General features: G+C 46.9%; 17 protein-coding genes. 5 read left to right on the plus strand and 12 right to left on the minus strand.

Annotated features, from left to right (window positions below):
* Positions 1-39 precede the first annotated feature (39 nt).
* Both L3Q72_RS04925 and L3Q72_RS04930 read left to right on the plus strand, forming a co-directional pair.
* Positions 40-1,395 (plus strand): Fic family protein, encoded by a 1,356-nt coding sequence (locus L3Q72_RS04925; protein ID WP_275131554.1) that lies wholly within the window; start codon positions 40-42, stop codon positions 1,393-1,395.
* Positions 1,388-1,516: a hypothetical protein gene (locus L3Q72_RS04930; protein WP_275131555.1), complete on the plus strand. Its 129-nt coding sequence runs from the start codon at positions 1,388-1,390 to the stop codon at positions 1,514-1,516. Before L3Q72_RS04925 ends, L3Q72_RS04930 begins: the two co-directional genes overlap by 8 nt.
* A 56-nt stretch (positions 1,517-1,572) precedes the next feature.
* Here L3Q72_RS04930 and purB read toward each other — a convergent pair whose 3' ends face one another.
* From purB to mnmA, 3 genes are read right to left on the minus strand one after another with little or no spacing between them, the layout of a single operon-like run.
* Entirely contained in the window at positions 1,573-2,943 is a 1,371-nt protein-coding gene (gene purB, locus L3Q72_RS04935) for an adenylosuccinate lyase (RefSeq protein WP_275131556.1), read from the minus strand.
* Between the two features lie 38 nt (positions 2,944-2,981).
* Positions 2,982-3,599, minus strand: coding sequence for a high frequency lysogenization protein HflD (hflD, locus tag L3Q72_RS04940; RefSeq protein WP_275131557.1), 618 nt, complete (start codon positions 3,597-3,599; stop codon positions 2,982-2,984).
* 19 nt (positions 3,600-3,618) lie between these two features.
* Positions 3,619-4,728 carry a tRNA 2-thiouridine(34) synthase MnmA gene (gene mnmA, locus L3Q72_RS04945; protein WP_275131558.1) on the minus strand — a complete coding sequence of 370 codons (1,110 nt, stop codon included), beginning with the start codon at positions 4,726-4,728 and terminating at the stop codon, positions 3,619-3,621.
* A gap of 338 nt (positions 4,729-5,066) precedes the next feature.
* Between mnmA and L3Q72_RS04950 the strand changes: the two genes are divergently transcribed.
* A complete protein-coding gene (locus L3Q72_RS04950) occupies positions 5,067-5,336 on the plus strand; it encodes a hypothetical protein (RefSeq protein ID WP_275131559.1) in 270 nt (89 codons plus the stop codon).
* 6 nt (positions 5,337-5,342) lie between these two features.
* On the opposite strand, the gene L3Q72_RS04955 is transcribed toward L3Q72_RS04950, so the two are convergent.
* From L3Q72_RS04955 to L3Q72_RS04970, 4 genes are all read right to left on the minus strand, one after another.
* A complete protein-coding gene (locus L3Q72_RS04955) occupies positions 5,343-5,846 on the minus strand; it encodes a YchJ family metal-binding protein (protein WP_275131560.1) in 504 nt (167 codons plus the stop codon).
* Positions 5,847-5,905: 59 nt separating this feature from the next.
* Positions 5,906-7,123, minus strand: a complete 1,218-nt coding sequence (locus L3Q72_RS04960; protein ID WP_275131561.1) for an HDOD domain-containing protein — start codon at positions 7,121-7,123, stop codon at positions 5,906-5,908.
* Positions 7,124-7,207: 84 nt separating this feature from the next.
* Positions 7,208-7,960 carry a UDP-2,3-diacylglucosamine diphosphatase gene (lpxH, locus tag L3Q72_RS04965; protein ID WP_275132071.1) on the minus strand — a complete coding sequence of 251 codons (753 nt, stop codon included), beginning with the start codon at positions 7,958-7,960 and terminating at the stop codon, positions 7,208-7,210.
* A 73-nt stretch (positions 7,961-8,033) separates the two neighbouring features.
* Positions 8,034-8,528, minus strand: coding sequence for a peptidylprolyl isomerase (locus L3Q72_RS04970; protein WP_275131562.1), 495 nt, complete (start codon positions 8,526-8,528; stop codon positions 8,034-8,036).
* 261 nt (positions 8,529-8,789) lie between these two features.
* On the opposite strand from L3Q72_RS04970, the gene cysS reads away from it, so the two are divergent.
* Both cysS and L3Q72_RS04980 read left to right on the plus strand, forming a co-directional pair.
* Positions 8,790-10,172, plus strand: a complete 1,383-nt coding sequence (cysS, locus tag L3Q72_RS04975; protein ID WP_275131563.1) for a cysteine--tRNA ligase — start codon at positions 8,790-8,792, stop codon at positions 10,170-10,172.
* A gap of 261 nt (positions 10,173-10,433) precedes the next feature.
* Entirely contained in the window at positions 10,434-11,012 is a 579-nt protein-coding gene (locus L3Q72_RS04980; protein ID WP_275131564.1) for a thymidine kinase, read from the plus strand.
* Between the two features lie 193 nt (positions 11,013-11,205).
* On the opposite strand, the gene L3Q72_RS04985 is transcribed toward L3Q72_RS04980, so the two are convergent.
* The 5 genes from L3Q72_RS04985 to cmoA all read right to left on the minus strand — a co-directional run bounded on the left by L3Q72_RS04985 (position 11,206) and on the right by cmoA (position 16,327).
* Positions 11,206-12,165 carry an alpha-L-glutamate ligase-like protein gene (locus tag L3Q72_RS04985; protein WP_275131565.1) on the minus strand — a complete coding sequence of 320 codons (960 nt, stop codon included), beginning with the start codon at positions 12,163-12,165 and terminating at the stop codon, positions 11,206-11,208.
* Between the two features lie 4 nt (positions 12,166-12,169).
* On the minus strand, positions 12,170-13,678 hold the full coding sequence (locus L3Q72_RS04990; RefSeq protein ID WP_275131566.1) for an inactive transglutaminase family protein: 1,509 nt from the start codon (positions 13,676-13,678) through the stop codon (positions 12,170-12,172).
* Between the two features lie 14 nt (positions 13,679-13,692).
* Positions 13,693-14,430, minus strand: coding sequence for an ATP-dependent zinc protease (locus L3Q72_RS04995; RefSeq protein WP_275131567.1), 738 nt, complete (start codon positions 14,428-14,430; stop codon positions 13,693-13,695).
* Between the two features lie 112 nt (positions 14,431-14,542).
* The gene (cmoB, locus tag L3Q72_RS05000; RefSeq protein ID WP_275131568.1) at positions 14,543-15,514 is read right to left on the minus strand and encodes a tRNA 5-methoxyuridine(34)/uridine 5-oxyacetic acid(34) synthase CmoB; all 972 of its coding nucleotides are present in this window, start codon (positions 15,512-15,514) and stop codon (positions 14,543-14,545) included.
* Between the two features lie 84 nt (positions 15,515-15,598).
* Positions 15,599-16,327 carry a carboxy-S-adenosyl-L-methionine synthase CmoA gene (gene cmoA, locus L3Q72_RS05005; protein WP_275131569.1) on the minus strand — a complete coding sequence of 243 codons (729 nt, stop codon included), beginning with the start codon at positions 16,325-16,327 and terminating at the stop codon, positions 15,599-15,601.
* Between the last annotated feature and the right edge of the window lie 45 nt (positions 16,328-16,372).

A 16,372-nucleotide genomic window follows, 5' to 3' on the forward strand; every position in this document is an offset into this window, starting at 1 on the left:
GTCAATCTGTTTCTGGCGCGATTTCTATCAGGTTGAGTTATGACAATGAATGAGCTTTTTTTGTATATTGAAAAGCAGGTGTTTCCGGTTTCTGTTTCAGAAATTACAGAAGCTTTCCCGGATCTGAGCAGAAGAACTGTGCAACGCTGGCTTGGCAAGCTCAGTGCTGATGGTCTGTTAGAGACGATTGGTGAGGGCAGGTCAAGAAAGTATATTTCTTACGTACACTCAGCAATAAAAGAAGATCCTCCGGTTTACGGCTTATCTTCATCTATCCCGGTTTCTCCCGATAGCAGAGATATTATTAAATATCTGATGCAACCCGTTCATGCACGACATAGTGTTGGCTATGATCAGGAGTTTCTGAATTCTTATGTCCCCAATAAAAGCTATTATCTGTCGGAGCCAATACGCAGACAACTGCACCGGATAGGCACTACGGGCTACGAAACAAAGCCGGCGGGAACCTATGGAAGAGATATTTATAACCGTATCCTAATCGATTTATCATGGGCTTCCAGTCACCTTGAAGGTAACACCTATAGCAAGCTCGATACTGTAGAGCTGCTCAAGTATGGAAACCATGCCGAAGGTAAAGCCTATACTGAAACCCTGATGATCCTAAACCACAAAACTGCGATTGAGATGTTGATTGAAGATGCGGAATTAGTTGAGTTTAACCCCTATACAATTCTGAATATTCACGGTGCATTGTCAGAGGGTCTGCTACCGGAGCCAGAAGATGAAGGACGCATCAGAAAGCATATGGTAGGAATTGGTGGCAGTGTATACAAACCAATGTCTTCTGAAGAGCTGCTAAGTGTTCAGTTCAGGCTGATATTAGATAAAGCAAATCAAATAGAAGATCCGTTTGAGCAGTCTTTTTTTATCATGGTTCATTTGCCCTACCTTCAACCATTTGCCGATGTAAACAAGCGAACTTCCCGCCTTGCTGCTAACATCCCGTTGTTAAAAGCAAACCTGTGTCCGCTAACATTTATCGGTGTTCCTGAAGAGGCTTATACCAAAGCGATACTCGGTGTATATGAAATGAACAGGGTAGAGCTGCTGAGAGATATTTATCTATGGGCATACGGAGAATCTGTCAGAGAGTACGTAGAAGTAAAACGGGAACTGGTTGCGCCGGACATGCAGAAACTGCATTACAGAAAGAGGGTAAAAGCGATTGTAAGGGAGGTGATTTTGTCTCCTGAGCTTTCTCCGCTGGATATTATTCAGGATTCTGTGAGCAATGAATCGAGTGAGCGGGATAAAGAAATTATAACGGCACTGGTAACAGAAGAGTTACGAATTATACATGAAGGGATTCTTGTGCGTTACAGACTGAGGCCTTCGGAGCTGGAAGTATGGAAAAGGGCACAGGAATATGATTGATCTTCGAGAGAAAGACCGCTTAGCAATTGAAGAACTTGCGAAAAATTATCTAGCAAAAGGAACCGAGCTAAGAGCAAATAAAAAAGCGAGCCAAACCAGCTCGCTTTTTAAATATCAATAGGCTAGAAATCCCATAGCCCAAAAACCAAGGGCCCAGGGCCTATAAACCCAGGACCTTTACAGCTTATCAGTCAGCTCAATCGCCTGCCCAATATAATTAGCCGGTGTCATTTCTTTAAGACGTGCTTTCTCTTCCTCTGGAAGCTCCAGACCGTCGATAAAGTTACGCATAGCTTCACCGTCAACACGCTTGCCGCGAGTCAGCTCTTTTAGCTTCTCGTAAGGCTTTTCGATGCCGTAGCGACGCATTACCGTCTGTACCGGCTCTGCAAGAACTTCCCAGTTCTGGTCAAGCTCTGCAAGAAGCGCGTCACGGTTAACTTCCAGCTTGCTGATACCTTTCAGTGTTGAAGTGTAAGCGATAATTGCATAACCACAGCCAACACCAAGGTTACGAAGAACCGTAGAGTCAGTCAGGTCGCGCTGCCAGCGAGAGATAGGCAGTTTTTGTGCAAGGTGGCTGAATACTGCGTTTGCCAGACCAAGGTTACCTTCCGAGTTTTCAAAGTCGATTGGGTTAACTTTGTGTGGCATGGTTGAAGAACCGATTTCACCAGCGATAGTCTTTTGCTTGAAGTGGCCCAGAGCGATGTAGCCCCAAACGTCACGGTCAAAGTCGATCAGAATGGTGTTGAAGCGGACGATTGCATCAAACAGCTCTGCGATGTAATCGTGCGGCTCAATCTGAGTTGTGTATGGGTTCCAGGTTACGCCCAGAGACTGGGTGATAAACTCTTCGCTGAACTTGTGCCAGTCCAGTTCAGGGTAAGCAGAAAGGTGAGCGTTGTAGTTACCAACTGCGCCGTTGATTTTCGCAAGAATCTCAACATTTTCGATCTGCTTGTACTGACGCTCCATACGGTAAGCAACGTTAGCCATCTCTTTACCCATAGTAGAAGGTGAAGCTGGCTGACCGTGTGTACGGGAAAGCAGAGGAATATCGCGGTATTCTTCTGCAAGAGCGCGAATAGCATCAATGATGTTTTTGATTTCAGGAAGAACAACAGTGTCACGCGCTTCTTTTAGCATAAGAGCGTGTGAAGTGTTGTTAATATCTTCTGAAGTACAGGCAAAGTGAATGAATTCATTTACTGCATGCAGCTCAGGAACACCAGCGACTTTCTCTTTCAGGAAGTACTCAACCGCTTTTACGTCGTGGTTGGTTGTGCGCTCGATATCTTTGATACGCTGAGCATCTTCTTCACTGAAGTTTGCTGCCAGCTCATCAAGGAATTTATTCGCTTCTGCACTGAAAGCAGGTACTTCTTTAATTGCATCCGTTGCTGAGAGCTTCTGTAACCAACGGATTTCAACGATAGTACGGTACTTTAGGAGTCCATATTCACTAAAGATGCTACGTAACGCAATCGTTTTACTTCCGTAACGGCCGTCTACCGGTGAAACAGCAGTCAATGCTGACAGTTCCATGTTGTTTCTCCTGAATAAAAAAGGTTGGTTGTGTGGGATTAAATTCTTGCCAGTAAAATCTGTGCTTGCTCGACCATTTTCTTGCGACCAAACACCATATGGCGGCGCTTACCACCAACCTGACGCCAAAGTACGGTGCTTCTGATACCTGATAGCAGAAGGGCGCGTACTTTTTGCTGGTTGTTGGTTTGCTGTAATACGGATGGGGTGCCGGTTACCTGAATGCGTGGTCCTGCCGGACTGATGACATCCAGGTAAACGCTGGCGATATTGGCGATCATCTGATCTTCCATAAGTTCAAAGTGATCGGCTTGTCTTGCAATCATCTGAAGACGGTCACCCAACTGGCCCATAGTGTCCGGTTTTTCGCTCAGCTTACGCTCCAGCGCCATCAGGCTGATAATGTAGCGGGTAACTTCGCTGCCTGCCGGAGTGCTGTCGATGCCTTTAACCAGAGTTTCTAAACCAATTTTCAGGTCTGACTCATGGCCGAATACGTCAAGCGTACTGGTTGGGTTGATATTCAGGATTGCTTTGATGGAAGTTTCAAACGCGGCGGAATCACAATAACCGTCTTTGGCAACCTGCTGAACTAAGGTAACAGCCTGACATATGCCTGCAAAAGCGATGGTACGGTCATAAAGAGAATTCGCCACGTATTAACTCCTGATTTAATTAGATTCGTTGTTCGATAATTCCGCCACCAAGGCAGACATCACCATTATAGAACACTGCGGACTGTCCTGGTGTTACGGCTACCTGAGGTTCGTCAAATATTACTTTGATGTTTTCATCATCTACCGGGATGATTGTACACGGAATATCTTGTTGACGGTAACGGGTTTTTACCGTGCAGCTGGTCGGCTCAGTAATAACGCCTCTGTCTACCCAGTGTAGCTGAGAAGCGATAAGACCCTGAGATTTCAGCAGTGGGTGGTCGGCACCCTGTACTGCAATCAGTACATTACGCTTCAGGTCTTTATCTGCAACGTACCACGGCTCTTCATTACCGCCGCCGCCTTTCTGGCCGCCAATCTGAAGGCCTTTGCGCTGACCTAAAGTATGGTACATAAGGCCCATATGTTCACCGATAACTTTTCCTTCCGGCGTCTCAATTTTACCCGGTTGTGCAGGCAGGTAGCGGGAAAGGAAATCGGTAAACTTACGTTCACCGATAAAACAGATACCGGTTGAGTCTTTTTTCTTAGCCGTTATCAGATCTTGTTCTTCCGCGATGCGACGTACTTCTGGCTTTTCCAGTTCGCCCACAGGGAACAGGCTTCTTGCCACCTGCTCGTGGCTTAGTGTGTACAGGAAGTAGCTCTGATCTTTGTTTCCGTCTAAACCGCGAAGCATCTGAGGCTTTTCGCCATTCTCCGGGAAAGTACGGCGCACATAGTGACCCATTGCGATGTAGTCAGCATCCAGCACGTCGTCAGCAAAGTCCAGAAAGGCTTTGAATTTGATTTCTTTGTTGCAAAGAATATCCGGGTTAGGCGTTCGGCCTGCCTTGTATTCGGCAAGGAAATATTCAAACACGTTGTCCCAGTATTCTGCTGCAAAGTTGATTGTATGCAGATGAATACCAAGTTTGTCACATACTGCCTGAGCATCGCGCAGATCATCTGCTGCTGTGCAGTATTCTTCGTTGTCATCCTCTTCCCAGTTCTTCATAAACAGGCCTTCAACCTGGTAGCCTTGTTGCTGAAGAAGATAAGCGGAAACGGATGAATCAACGCCGCCGGACATACCGACAATGACTTTCTTTTGACTGTTATCAGACATTGGTAAACACCAGTAAAATTACACGGGCGGTGATTCTAACAGAAAGATTCTCCGGGATACAGTTTTCGGGATGTTGTTCACAGTTTCGTCCTGTGTAATAAAATTGACGGGGAAAGAAAATACTCGAAATTTTTGTTTGTTCTGTCATAGTTAGGTGAAAATTTGCGGGGTGGAGTCTTAACCCCCTGTCGCTGCCAATATGGTGTTGATTCCACAAAACGCTCGGGCCATCCATGGGCGCTCAAACTTAGCCTTCCCTGGCTAAGTATGTTTGTTCCATCAACACCATATTAGCAGCAAAGCACTGGATATTAAGTCACTTAAACATTGGAGTTCTGATGACTGAAGAAAATGAATTTGTAAATGAGGATACACTGGTTGAGATTATTGAGAATCAGTTGGCTGACGGAAACCCAATTAAGGTAAAAGAGACCCTGATGCGCCTTACCATGACGGGAACCTCAAGAGAAGATGCGGTTGCTTTGATGGCGTGTGCGGTGGCGGTTGAGATTTTTGATGTGATGAAAAATCAGGAACCGTTTAATGAAAAGCGCTACTCAGAGCACCTGGATATGCTGCCAGACCTGAGCTTTATGGAAGGGGAGTAACTCCCCTTAACCACAACACTTCTTGAATTTCTTTCCGCTGCCACATGGGCAGGGATCATTTCTGCCAACTTTGGTTGACTGGGCTGGCTTCTGAGCTTCTGGCTCTGCCGGTTCAGGGAATTCGCCATCAATGTAGTACCAGAGGTTATTTTCTCTGACAAAACGGGAACGTTCATGCATGCAGTGCTCAACACCGTTTTCTGACATATAGGCTTTAAACTCAACAAAACCTTCTTTTGCATCTGGTTTTGGTGCCTTGATGATTTCCAGTCGTGTCCAGTCCAGGTTTACTGACTCTTCGATGCCGGTTCTTTCCTCTTCTGCGTTGCAGGACGGGTGATAGGTAGCAACGACAAAGTCCGTGAGTTTGAGTTTATGAGCGCAGAAGCGCGCGCGCATAAGCTGCTCTGGAGCGACTGCTGCCTGATGGTTCAGGTGGACTTTCTGACAGCACTCCTGGTAGCTTTTTCCGCTGCAGCAGGGACAGGTTTGAAGATTGGATTCGGACATGACTTTGCCTTTCGATACAAAGTGACCTCAGGCGAGGCCACGAAATGAAATATTGGAGATTAGTTCCCGGAAAACAGCTCTTCAGCCCATTCCGTTGCACTTTCGTAACTGCTGATCAGCTCTTGCTGTGAGAGTCCCAGTTCATCGGCCAGCCATGTCAGAGCCTTCCAGTCTGCATTTTCATAGGCAATGGAAACCGATAACAGTTTACCTAGCGCACCCTCTTTTTTTAGCAGCGCATCTTTAATGGCGTTATCCAGAGGAATGGCTTCAAGAATGGATTCCAGAGGCTGGTCCATCAAAGAATCGAGCAGTGAGAACATGCCTACAAGAAAGGCTTGTTTTCCATCATTTTTTTTGTCCAGACGGCGGTATAAAAGCTCACAGATACGCGCTCTGTGTATGGAAAGACCATATAAAGAGTCCGGCTTGCTTTCGTTTGCTGAAGTGAGTGCAACAAGCGCGATAAATTTTCTCAGACGGCTTTGTCCCAGATAAACCAGAGCCTGATGGAAGGATTTGATCTCTGAGCTGATCGCTGCCGATGAGTTAACGTACCTCAGCAGCTTATAGGAGAGTGACACATCTGTGCTGATGATGCGCTCAACTTCGTCATAATTAATATCCTCTGCAGCCGCTTCACTGGATAACTGAACGGTTGTCAGAAAGGATGGTTCAATGGTTTTCTGCTGCAGTATTTCAGGCTTGCTGAAAAAGTATCCCTGGAAAAAGTCGAAACCCGCTTCTTTTGCTTCATGGAACTCTTCATAGGTTTCTACCTTTTCGGCCAGAAACTGAATTTTGGTTTCCCTGAGCTTATCAATGAACTTGATTGCTTTAGCAACAGGAACGATTTGAATATCGAACTTGATGATATCAATGTAAGGCAGAAAGCGAATCCAGCCCGGGCTTGGAACAAAGTCATCCAGCGCGACTTTATAGCCCTTGGCTGCAAGCTGTTTTATGGCTTCCAGAAGTTCATCAGTGGGTTCACAGTCTTCCAGGATCTCTACAACCACTTTATCTTTTGGAAAAAGTGTTGGAATACCATTGATAAGGCTGTTGTATGGGAAGTTAACAAATCCAAGTTTTGATCCGATCGCGTCCGATTGCGCACTTAAAAATTGCTCTGAAAGCAGCCTGCTTGTTGCAAGCTCTGGCTCTACTTCAGGGAAAGTATTCTTAGGGCCATCACGAAACAGCAGCTCATAAGCGACTGTTTTCTTTTCTCTATCTAGGATAGGTTGGCGCGCAACATAAGAATAGGCATCTTTCATGGATTTGACTGACTCTGACAAAAATAACAATAAAAATCTGGTATATGGATGATACGTTGTTTCCGGAGAAAAAGCATGAATATATTAAGTATCGTGCTTATTTTTCGTCTCAGATAAAAAATTTCTGCTTTGCAGCTCCTGTTTTCCGGGAGTGCATTCCAAAACTGAGCTCTGGGTATACCAGTCGCCTAAAACAACTCGCGTTTTTTCCGCCCCGTCAGAAGCAAAAACATGAGTTCCCGGTCTGTGGGTATGTCCATGAATCATCAGGTTACAGTTATGCAGTTGCATCACGCGTTCTACTTCCTGCTGATTCACATCCATAATATCTAAAGACTTCTGTTTTTTGTCTTCACCAATATCTGACTGAACTTTTGCGACAATTTTTAGTTTTACTGAAAGTGGCAAGCGGTTATATAGCCATTGCAGCCAGGGCTTGTGAACTTTTTCCCTGTAGGCAATGTAGCTAAGATCATCAGTGCAGAGCGTATCGCCATGCATTATTACCGCTCTGGTTCCATACAGGTCTATGACACTTTCGTCGCCGAGCAAGGTCACACCGGTTTCTTTACCAAAGCGTTTTCCGACCAAAAAATCACGGTTTCCATGGGCAAAAAAGCAGGGGACGCCGCTGTCAGTCAGTTTTCTGAACTCTTGTTTGATGGATTGGTTAAACGAATTGTTGTCGTCATCACCCACCCAGAACTCAAAGAGATCACCAAGAACGTATAACGCATCTGCACTTGCAGCTTCGTTGCGCATAAATTCAAAAAAGCAGTGGGTGATATCCGGGCGTGATGGAGTCAGGTGAAGGTCGGCAATAAAAAATGTTGTCATAGTCTTAGCAGCGGTTGTTCCGGCCTTTAGATACATTTCTCCCCCTGATAAAGGGGGGAGAAACAAGGAGTGATTACTCTTCGATGGTAGTGCCGGTGATAACCACTTCTTCAAGCGGTACATCCTGGTGCATACCCATGGTGCCTGTGCTAACACCTTTGATCTTGTTAACGATATCCATACCATCAACAACTTCACCGAATACGCAGTAACCCCAGCCATCCAGACTTTCTGATTTGAAGTCCAGGAAGGTGTTGTTGTTTACGTTGATAAAGAACTGAGAGCTTGCTGAATGCGGTTCCATAGTACGGGCCATAGCCAGTGTGCCAACCTTGTTGCTCAGACCGTTGTTCGCTTCGTTCTTGATTGGAGCGCGGGTCGCCTTCTCTTTAAGGCCTGAAGTCATACCGCCGCCCTGAATCATAAAGCCATCGATTACACGGTGGAACAGAGTATTGTCGTAGAAGCCGTCGCGGCAATATTGCGCGAAGTTAGCACTGGTTTCCGGTGCTTTTTCTTCGTTTAGCTGAATTTTGATATCGCCGAAGTTTGTGTGAAGGACGATCATGTTAGTTTCCTTTCAAATATTTTGTATTTGTATAAGTGTACAAGAGCTTAGTCTAGCTGAACATTTGCCACATTCAAACCATTATAGACTCCTGGGAGGAGTAGTTTACTGTCTCTGAGTAAATAATAGTCACCATTCGGTAATTTGGATTGATATAACTGCTGATTACCTTCAATTGCACGATATTTGAAGTGACTAAAACAAGCTGGACTTGTTATACTCACGCTCTGTTTTTATATCAACCAGATTTAGATAGAGATCATGCTAAAAATATACAACACGCTCACACGTCAAAAAGAGGAATTCAAACCCATCCATGCCGGTAAAGTTGGCATGTACGTTTGTGGAGTGACTATCTACGATCTCTGTCACATTGGCCACGGACGCACGTTTGTTTCCTTTGATGTGGTTTCACGTTACCTGCGCTACCTGGGTTACGATCTGACTTTCGTTCGTAATATCACAGATATCGATGACAAGATCATTAAGCGTGCAGCTGAAAACAATGAAAGCTGTGACTCTCTGACAGAGCGTCTGATCCAGGATATGTATCAGGATTTCGATGCGCTGAACATGAAGCGCCCGGATGTTGAGCCTCGTGCGACACATTTTATTCAGGAGATTATCGAACTTGTTGAAAGCCTGATTGAGCGCGGCTTTGCATACGTTGCTGAAAATGGCGATGTCATGTTTGAAGTGAGCAAGTATGACGATTACGGCAAGCTTTCTAAGCAGGACCTTGAACAGCTTCAGGCGGGTGCCCGTGTTGATGTTGAAAGTGCGAAGAAGAGCCCGCTGGATTTTGTTTTGTGGAAGATGTCTAAGCCGGGTGAACCAACCTGGGGATCGCCATGGGGCCCTGGCCGTCCGGGATGGCACATTGAATGCTCTGCGATGAACTCTGCGATTCTTGGTAACCATTTTGATATTCATGGCGGCGGTTCAGACCTTCAGTTCCCGCACCATGAAAACGAAATTGCTCAGTCTTGCTGTGCTCACGATACTCAGTACGTGAACACCTGGATGCACAGTGGCATGGTGATGGTAGACAAAGAGAAAATGTCTAAGTCACTGGGTAACTTCTTTACCATTCGTGACGTGCTTGGGCACTACGATGCAGAGACAGTACGTTACTTCCTGATGTCCGGTCATTACCGCAGCCAGCTAAACTACAGTGAAGATAACCTGAATCAGGCCCGTGCTTCACTTGAGCGTCTGTATACCGCACTGAAAGGGCTGGACATGTCAGCAGAGCCTGCTGGTGGCGAAGAGTATGTTACCCGCTTTACTGAAGCGATGAATGATGATTTCAATACGCCAATTGCTTACTCTGTGCTGTTTGATATTGCCCGCGAAATCAACCGGGTTAAAACGGAAGATATCATTGCAGCATCTCAGCTTGGCGCACTAATGCGTGAGCTTGCTGATGTTATCGGTATTCTTTACCAGGATCCAGAAGCCTTCCTGAAAGGCGACGCAGGCAGCGATGATGAAGTGGCTGAGATTGAAGCTCTGATCAAACTGCGTAACGATTCCCGCGCAGCAAAAGACTGGGCAAATGCTGATATGGCCCGTGACAAACTGAACGAGATGGGCATTGTTCTGGAAGATGGCCCGGAAGGCACGACCTGGCGTCGCGGCTAGTAAGGCTTTCATCGGTCATTTCTGCTAAATATTCGTCATTCCCGCGAAGGCGGGAATCTAATGGAAGCGCGTTGTAGAGGCAAAGGTTATTGTTAACACTACAACGCGTGGATAGTAGATCCCGGATAATGGCTTCGCTATTTCCGGGATGACGGAATAAAAAACGCCGGAATGACAGAAAAATACAAAATGCCCTCACGGGCTTTTTTTATAACCGTAAAGGCAAAGAATATTGCCGACAGATAAGATAGGAACACCCTTGTGGCTCAGATGTACTTTTACTACTCTGCAATGAACGCAGGTAAATCCACAACCCTTTTACAGTCTTCTTTCAACTACAAAGAAAGGGGAATGAACCCGGTTATCTTTACTGCTGCACTGGATGACCGTTACGGAGTCGGTAAAGTTGCTTCCCGGATTGGTTTGCAGTCTGATGCACACCTGTTTCAGACCGATACCGATCTTCTGCAGGCAATTACCGATCTGCATGAGAAAGAAAAGCTGCACTGCATCTTAATCGACGAATGCCAGTTCCTGTCCCGCGAACAGGTTTACCAGCTAACAGAAGTGGTAGATAAACTGAATATCCCGGTACTTTGCTACGGCCTCCGCACTGACTTTCTGGGAGAGCTGTTCGAAGGCAGCAAATACCTGCTTTCCTGGGCAGACAAACTGATCGAACTAAAAACCATCTGCCACTGCGGCCGCAAAGCTAACATGGTGATCCGTACCGACGCTGAAGGTAACCCGATTGCGGAAGGTGATCAGGTAGCGATCGGCGGGAATGACAGGTATGTTTCGGTTTGCCGGCAGCATTATAAGGAAGCGTTGGGGAAATAGGATTTTGGGCTAGGGGACTAGGGGACGGACTTCGTCCTTGAGGGAAATAAGGCTATAGGGAAAAGCTAAAAAGTTTGACATTATGTGCAGTCGAATCAAATCTTGCATAGCCCCATAGCCCCATAGCCCCATAGCCCCATAGCCCCATAGCCCCATAGCCCCATAGCCCCATAGCCCCATAGCCCCATAGCCATTATCCAGCCCCAAACACCCTCCGAGAATAAACCACCCTCTCCACAGCCCCCGGATACTCCGCCGGAACCCCCAACCCCTCAACATGCATAAGCCTGGGTAGCAACCCGCTCCCATTCGCAATCTGTATCGCCAGTCCCGGACGGGCGTTGAGTTCCAGCACCATTGGGCCTTCTTCTTTATCCAGAACCATATCTGTGCCTAAGTAGCCGAGGCCGGTCATTTCCCAGGCGCTTGATGCCAGGGTCAGTAGCTTTTCCCAGTGGGGGACCTGAAGCTCACTGAGGTTTTTTCCTGTGTCGGGGTGCTGGTTTATGGGTTGATCAAACTGTACTGCCCGGACCGCTTTGCCGGTTGCGATATCTATGCCTACGCCAACAGCGCCCTGGTGGAGGTTGGCTTTTCCATCTGAGGCTGCGGTTGAAAGCCTCATCATTGCCATAACCGGATAGCCTTTGAAAACGATAATGCGGATATCCGGCACGCCTTCATAACTGAAGCCATCAAAACAGTCATCAAACTTAATCAGGTTTTCGATCACGGCAACGTCGTTTTTGCCGCCAAGGGAAAACAGTCCGGCCAGTGTATTGGTGATATGACGCTCTACATCCTGCCGGTTGATAACAGCACCTGAAGGTTTGGTGTATGTGCCATCCTGGTGGGAAATGATAACCAGAATACCTTTGCCCCCGCTCCCCTGAGCGGGCTTGATCACAAAGCCGGGCCAGCTTTCTATCATTTTGTGGATGTTCCTGACTTCGGCCTGATGGCTGATAACGCCAATTAGCTTTGGCACAGTTGCGCCGGCCTGTTCGGCAATCAGCTTGGTTTTGAGTTTATTGTCCACCAGAGGGTATTTTGAGCGGTCGTTGTAGCGGCCAATGTAGCCGCTGTTTCGCTGGTTCATCCCCATGATGCCTTTTTCTTTTAACTTAAGCGGGGAGGTAAATCGACTGAACATAGACTTAACTCTCCGCCAGCGGTTTAAAGCGCTTTAGCTCGGTTAAACGGTAGCCTGTGTAGTTACCCAGTGCCAGAATGGCCGCCAGAACAACAAGCTGCAGACCGATAAAGTTAAAGGTCAGGTGCTGAATATAGGAGTTGGTCATTGCCAGATAGACAATTACCGCAGTAAGCAGTGAACCGCCTCCCTGAATCAGTACCTCTTTTGCGCCTTCTTCTTCCCATAGAATGGACATACGCTCGATTGTCCAGGAGAGGATAATCATAGGGAAAAAGGTAATACTCAGACCTTCAGTCAGTCCTATCTTAAATGCCACAACGGTAAACACAGAGATGATCAGAATAACCGTGATAATCACGGCTGAAATCCGGGCCACCAGCAGAAGATTGAGTCGTGACAGATAACTGCGGATAATCAGGCCCGTTCCCACAATCACTAAAAAGCCGACTATCCCGGTAACCAGTTGAGTCTGGACAAAGGCCACCGCAATCAGAACCGGCATAAAGGTGCCTGATGTTTTCAGGCCGATAATGATTCTGAGAAACACCACGATAAGTGCACCGATCGGGATAAGCATAATGGTCTTAAACATCGCCTGCTCTTCCAGCGGCAGGCTATGAATGGAAAAGTTAATCAGGTTATCAGCGGTTATTTTGCTCTCCGTGGCTGCCCGGGGAGAGATTTCGTTGGCGATCATGGAAAAGTGGATCTGGCTGTCCTGACCACCGACTACATCAAGCAGAGAGACATTTGACTCATCCCAGACCAGAACATTTTGAGGCTGTCCCTGAGTGCCGGAATCCGGATCAAACAGTATCCAGTTTTCGCCGCTCCAGACCTGAATCATATGGGAAATAGACTGACGTCTCCGTCCGTCTTCCAGAAAAATAACACCTGCAATTTTGTTGGGGACATCAGAATAAGAGAGCAGGTGGGAAACCAGCTCTGGCTTATTGGTGCCATCCAAAAGCAGGGAAGCATTCTGGCTCTCCTTATCATTTAATGCTTTGATTAACTCTCGCGCAAAAGTGATATTGTCTGCTGAACGTGCTGTTGCCTGCTTTATAAGTGCGATGGCTGCTGCTTCCTGCGAGCGGTTAAACACCGGCTTCCCTATGCTGTCTTCGTCCGGAGGAACCGGGATTACACCGGCATTGTCATCGGCAAGGAACTGGGTTTTGTAGTAGATGGTTTGCGGGCCTTCTGCGTGGCGCACAGACCACTCCGCTCTTCTGCCGGAGTCTGTCTGGATATAAGCCACGCCATAACCGGGAGAGGCGGAAAACTCTTCAATAAGGGTATAACCCTGCTGAGTTTTAGGCGCTGCAAGAGACACTTTGGCAGGTGCACCGGTACCGTTAAACTCGACCCTCGCTTCGATATCCCATACCTGGCGCTTTTCACCGGGTGTCCAGGGTACACCGTAGGTGTTATGGCGGTGAAAACTAAAGCTAAGACCAATCACAACCAACAGGCAGATCAGAATATAAAATGGAATTCTTGAAATCATAATTTACCCCGTACTTACTTCTTGTCATCTGGATTTGAGTAAAGATAAGTACCGCTCACATCAACCAGCGCAATGTCTTTGAGAAAGTCTCTTCCCAACAGAACGGGGTAGGTCATATGAGAGCGGTCTGCCAGGGAAAACGGCACTTTTTCATGCAGTTTTCCCAGCTTTAGCCAGAGTTCAACAACGGGCCTTTTTATGCTCTTTTTTGACGATGACTGGCGGATGCTGGTGTAACGAACAACAGGGGCTTCTATCAGTGAGTCATCTGTTCTCTCTTTTTCGCTAACAATGTGGAATTTCACCCACTTTTTCCCTTCTCGCTCGAACTCCTGGATATCCAGTGCGTTAATGGAGGAAGTGGTGGCACCGGTATCTATCCTTGCACTGAAAGTCTGTTTTAATGTCGCAACGTTTACTGCTTCAACTGAGCCAAGAGTTACCTGGGTTTTCGGACTTTTCTCAGATTTATGTTTTGGCGTTCCGGGCGGAGTCTTTTTATCCGATAGGGGAGGCTGGGCTGCTTCGGTTTTAGCTATCTGGTTTTTCAGATGCTGCAGTTCCGACTCAAGACTGTCGATATAGTCGGACTGATTGCTGATAGCGAGCTCAAGGTTAGTCAGCTTCTGATTGAGATTTGCTTCTGACTGCAGAATGGCTTCTTTGGTTTCTTCACTAAAGTGTATGTCATCGGTAAGCGCGCATCCGGATAACAGAGAGAGGATAAAAAGTGACAGCGGAAGTGGTTTCATTGTTAGCCTTACGTTATTGGTATTAAAAGCTTTTTGTCTCCCGCGAGTTTATCCAACAAAAAGGGTGCAAAAAGCACCCTTGTGTAAGCGTTATGTTAGCGTTGTGTCAGTTTTATGGATTACGTGCCACCAGAATTGCTCGTCTTGGTGCCGGGTATCCTTCTACGGTTTTTGAAGAATCTTCCGGGTCAAGATAATCAGGCAGCGAGTTATGGGTCATCCAGGAAGTGGTTCTCTGCTCATGCGTGCTTGTTACGTTTTCATCGACGATACGCACATCGGTAAAGCCAACGTTTTCCAGCCAGACTTTAAGTGCCTTTGCTGAAGGGAAGAAGTAGACATTTCTCATCTGAGCATAACGGTCCACCGGCACAAGTACGGCCTTTTCGTCACCCTCAATCACCAGAGTTTCCAGAATCAGTTCACCACCGGAAACAAGTTGGTTTTTAAGCTGAATCAGGTGATCTAGAGGAGAGCGGCGGTGATACAGAACGCCCATGCTAAATACGGTATCAAAGGCATTCAGTTCAGGCAGCTGTTCAATCCCAAGAGGCAAAAGATGAGCACGCTGATCATCACCCATAAGTTTACGTACAGCTTCAAACTGAACCAGAAACAGGTGCGACGGGTCGATACCGACACACAGACGGGCACCTTCACCCAGCATACGCCACATGTGATAGCCGTTACCACAGCCCACATCCAGCACAGAGCGGTCTTTAAGCGGGCTGATATGCGGCAGCACACGGTCCCATTTCCAGTCCGAGCGCCATTCGGTATCGATATGGATACCGTGCAGGTTATACGGGCCTTTGCGCCACGGATGGAAAGTGCGCAGCAGGTTTTCCAGCTTCTTCCTTTCACCGCTGACCAGAGGCTCGTTATTGGAAACAGTGACCGAATCCTTAAGTTCAATATTGTCCGGTGTGCCTTCCTGAATCTTTTTCAGTGCTTTCAGCCAGCGCTCAAAGTCACCATGCTCAGCATTCTGCCAGTCCGTTAACTGCTGAGGAAGAATATTCAGCCATGGCTGCAGAACCGTATCCTGAGCAATCAACTGATAAAAATTAGAAAAATTAAACATCGAAATTATTTAGTCTCAAAATAAGTAATAAATTCAACCAAGTTCAGATGTCCCAGGGCCTAGGGCCCAGAACCCCATAGCCCTTTACTTAATCGCGTACATAGACCCAAAATTAAAACACTGGAACCAGACCTCTACCGTAGAAAATCCGATACCTTCCAGTCTTTTCTTATGGGCAGGAATGGAATCCGGGATCAGCACGTTTTCGATAGCACTTCGCTTCTGGCTTATCTCCAGCTCGCTGTAGCCGTTGGCGCGTTTAAAGTCGTGATGCAGGTCGATAAGCAGCTCATTTGATACCTCATCCTCAAAGATGTATTTCTCTGAAAGAATCAGGATTCCGCCCGGTCTTAGTCCGGCGTAGATCTTTTCCAGCAGCGTTTGACGGTCTGCGGGTGATAAAAACTGCAGGGTAAAGTTAAGAACAACCAGGCTGGCATTTTCGATATCCACATCGCGGATATCAGCTTCAATCACTTCCACCGGGGTATCTGAGCGGTAGGCGTTGACGTGAAGCTTACATCTTTCCACCATGGCTTTAGAGTTATCGATGGAATAGATTTTACAGCCTTCCTGCTTGATATTGCGGCGAATGGAAAGCGTCGAGGCACCCAGGGAACAACCAAGGTCATAGATATTGGTATTTGGCTTAACAAAGCGCTGAGCCAGCATGCCGATAGCAGAGACAATATTGCTGTACCCCGGCACAGAACGCTGGATCATATCCGGGAACACTTCTACCACATTCTCATCAAAGGAGAAGTTGCCTATGTTATCTATCGGTGAAGAGAAAATATCGTCACGATTACTCATTGCTGCTGACCTGGATGCGTGAAAAACGGGGGCGTATTTTAAGAG

Source organism: Vibrio sp. JC009, from assembly GCF_029016485.1.
Classification (GTDB): Bacteria; Pseudomonadota; Gammaproteobacteria; order Enterobacterales; family Vibrionaceae; genus Vibrio.

What these genes read in the sequence shown, in the direction of transcription:
- L3Q72_RS04995 (WP_275131567.1), bottom strand. Translation starts at nt 14,430, where the DNA reads ATGAAACCACTTCCGCTGTCACTTTTTATCCTCTCTCTGTTATCCGGA.
- L3Q72_RS04930 (WP_275131555.1), top strand. Translation starts at nt 1,388, where the DNA reads ATGATTGATCTTCGAGAGAAAGACCGCTTAGCAATTGAAGAACTTGCG.
- L3Q72_RS04990 (WP_275131566.1), bottom strand. Translation starts at nt 13,678, where the DNA reads ATGATTTCAAGAATTCCATTTTATATTCTGATCTGCCTGTTGGTTGTG.
- cmoA (WP_275131569.1), bottom strand. Translation starts at nt 16,327, where the DNA reads ATGAGTAATCGTGACGATATTTTCTCTTCACCGATAGATAACATAGGC.
- cmoB (WP_275131568.1), bottom strand. Translation starts at nt 15,514, where the DNA reads ATGTTTAATTTTTCTAATTTTTATCAGTTGATTGCTCAGGATACGGTT.
- L3Q72_RS04960 (WP_275131561.1), bottom strand. Translation starts at nt 7,123, where the DNA reads ATGAAAGATGCCTATTCTTATGTTGCGCGCCAACCTATCCTAGATAGA.
- cysS (WP_275131563.1), top strand. Translation starts at nt 8,790, where the DNA reads ATGCTAAAAATATACAACACGCTCACACGTCAAAAAGAGGAATTCAAA.
- L3Q72_RS04970 (WP_275131562.1), bottom strand. Translation starts at nt 8,528, where the DNA reads ATGATCGTCCTTCACACAAACTTCGGCGATATCAAAATTCAGCTAAAC.
- L3Q72_RS04985 (WP_275131565.1), bottom strand. Translation starts at nt 12,165, where the DNA reads ATGTTCAGTCGATTTACCTCCCCGCTTAAGTTAAAAGAAAAAGGCATC.
- mnmA (WP_275131558.1), bottom strand. Translation starts at nt 4,728, where the DNA reads ATGTCTGATAACAGTCAAAAGAAAGTCATTGTCGGTATGTCCGGCGGC.
- lpxH (WP_275132071.1), bottom strand. Translation starts at nt 7,960, where the DNA reads ATGACAACATTTTTTATTGCCGACCTTCACCTGACTCCATCACGCCCG.
- L3Q72_RS04950 (WP_275131559.1), top strand. Translation starts at nt 5,067, where the DNA reads ATGACTGAAGAAAATGAATTTGTAAATGAGGATACACTGGTTGAGATT.
- purB (WP_275131556.1), bottom strand. Translation starts at nt 2,943, where the DNA reads ATGGAACTGTCAGCATTGACTGCTGTTTCACCGGTAGACGGCCGTTAC.
- L3Q72_RS04955 (WP_275131560.1), bottom strand. Translation starts at nt 5,846, where the DNA reads ATGTCCGAATCCAATCTTCAAACCTGTCCCTGCTGCAGCGGAAAAAGC.
- L3Q72_RS04925 (WP_275131554.1), top strand. Translation starts at nt 40, where the DNA reads ATGACAATGAATGAGCTTTTTTTGTATATTGAAAAGCAGGTGTTTCCG.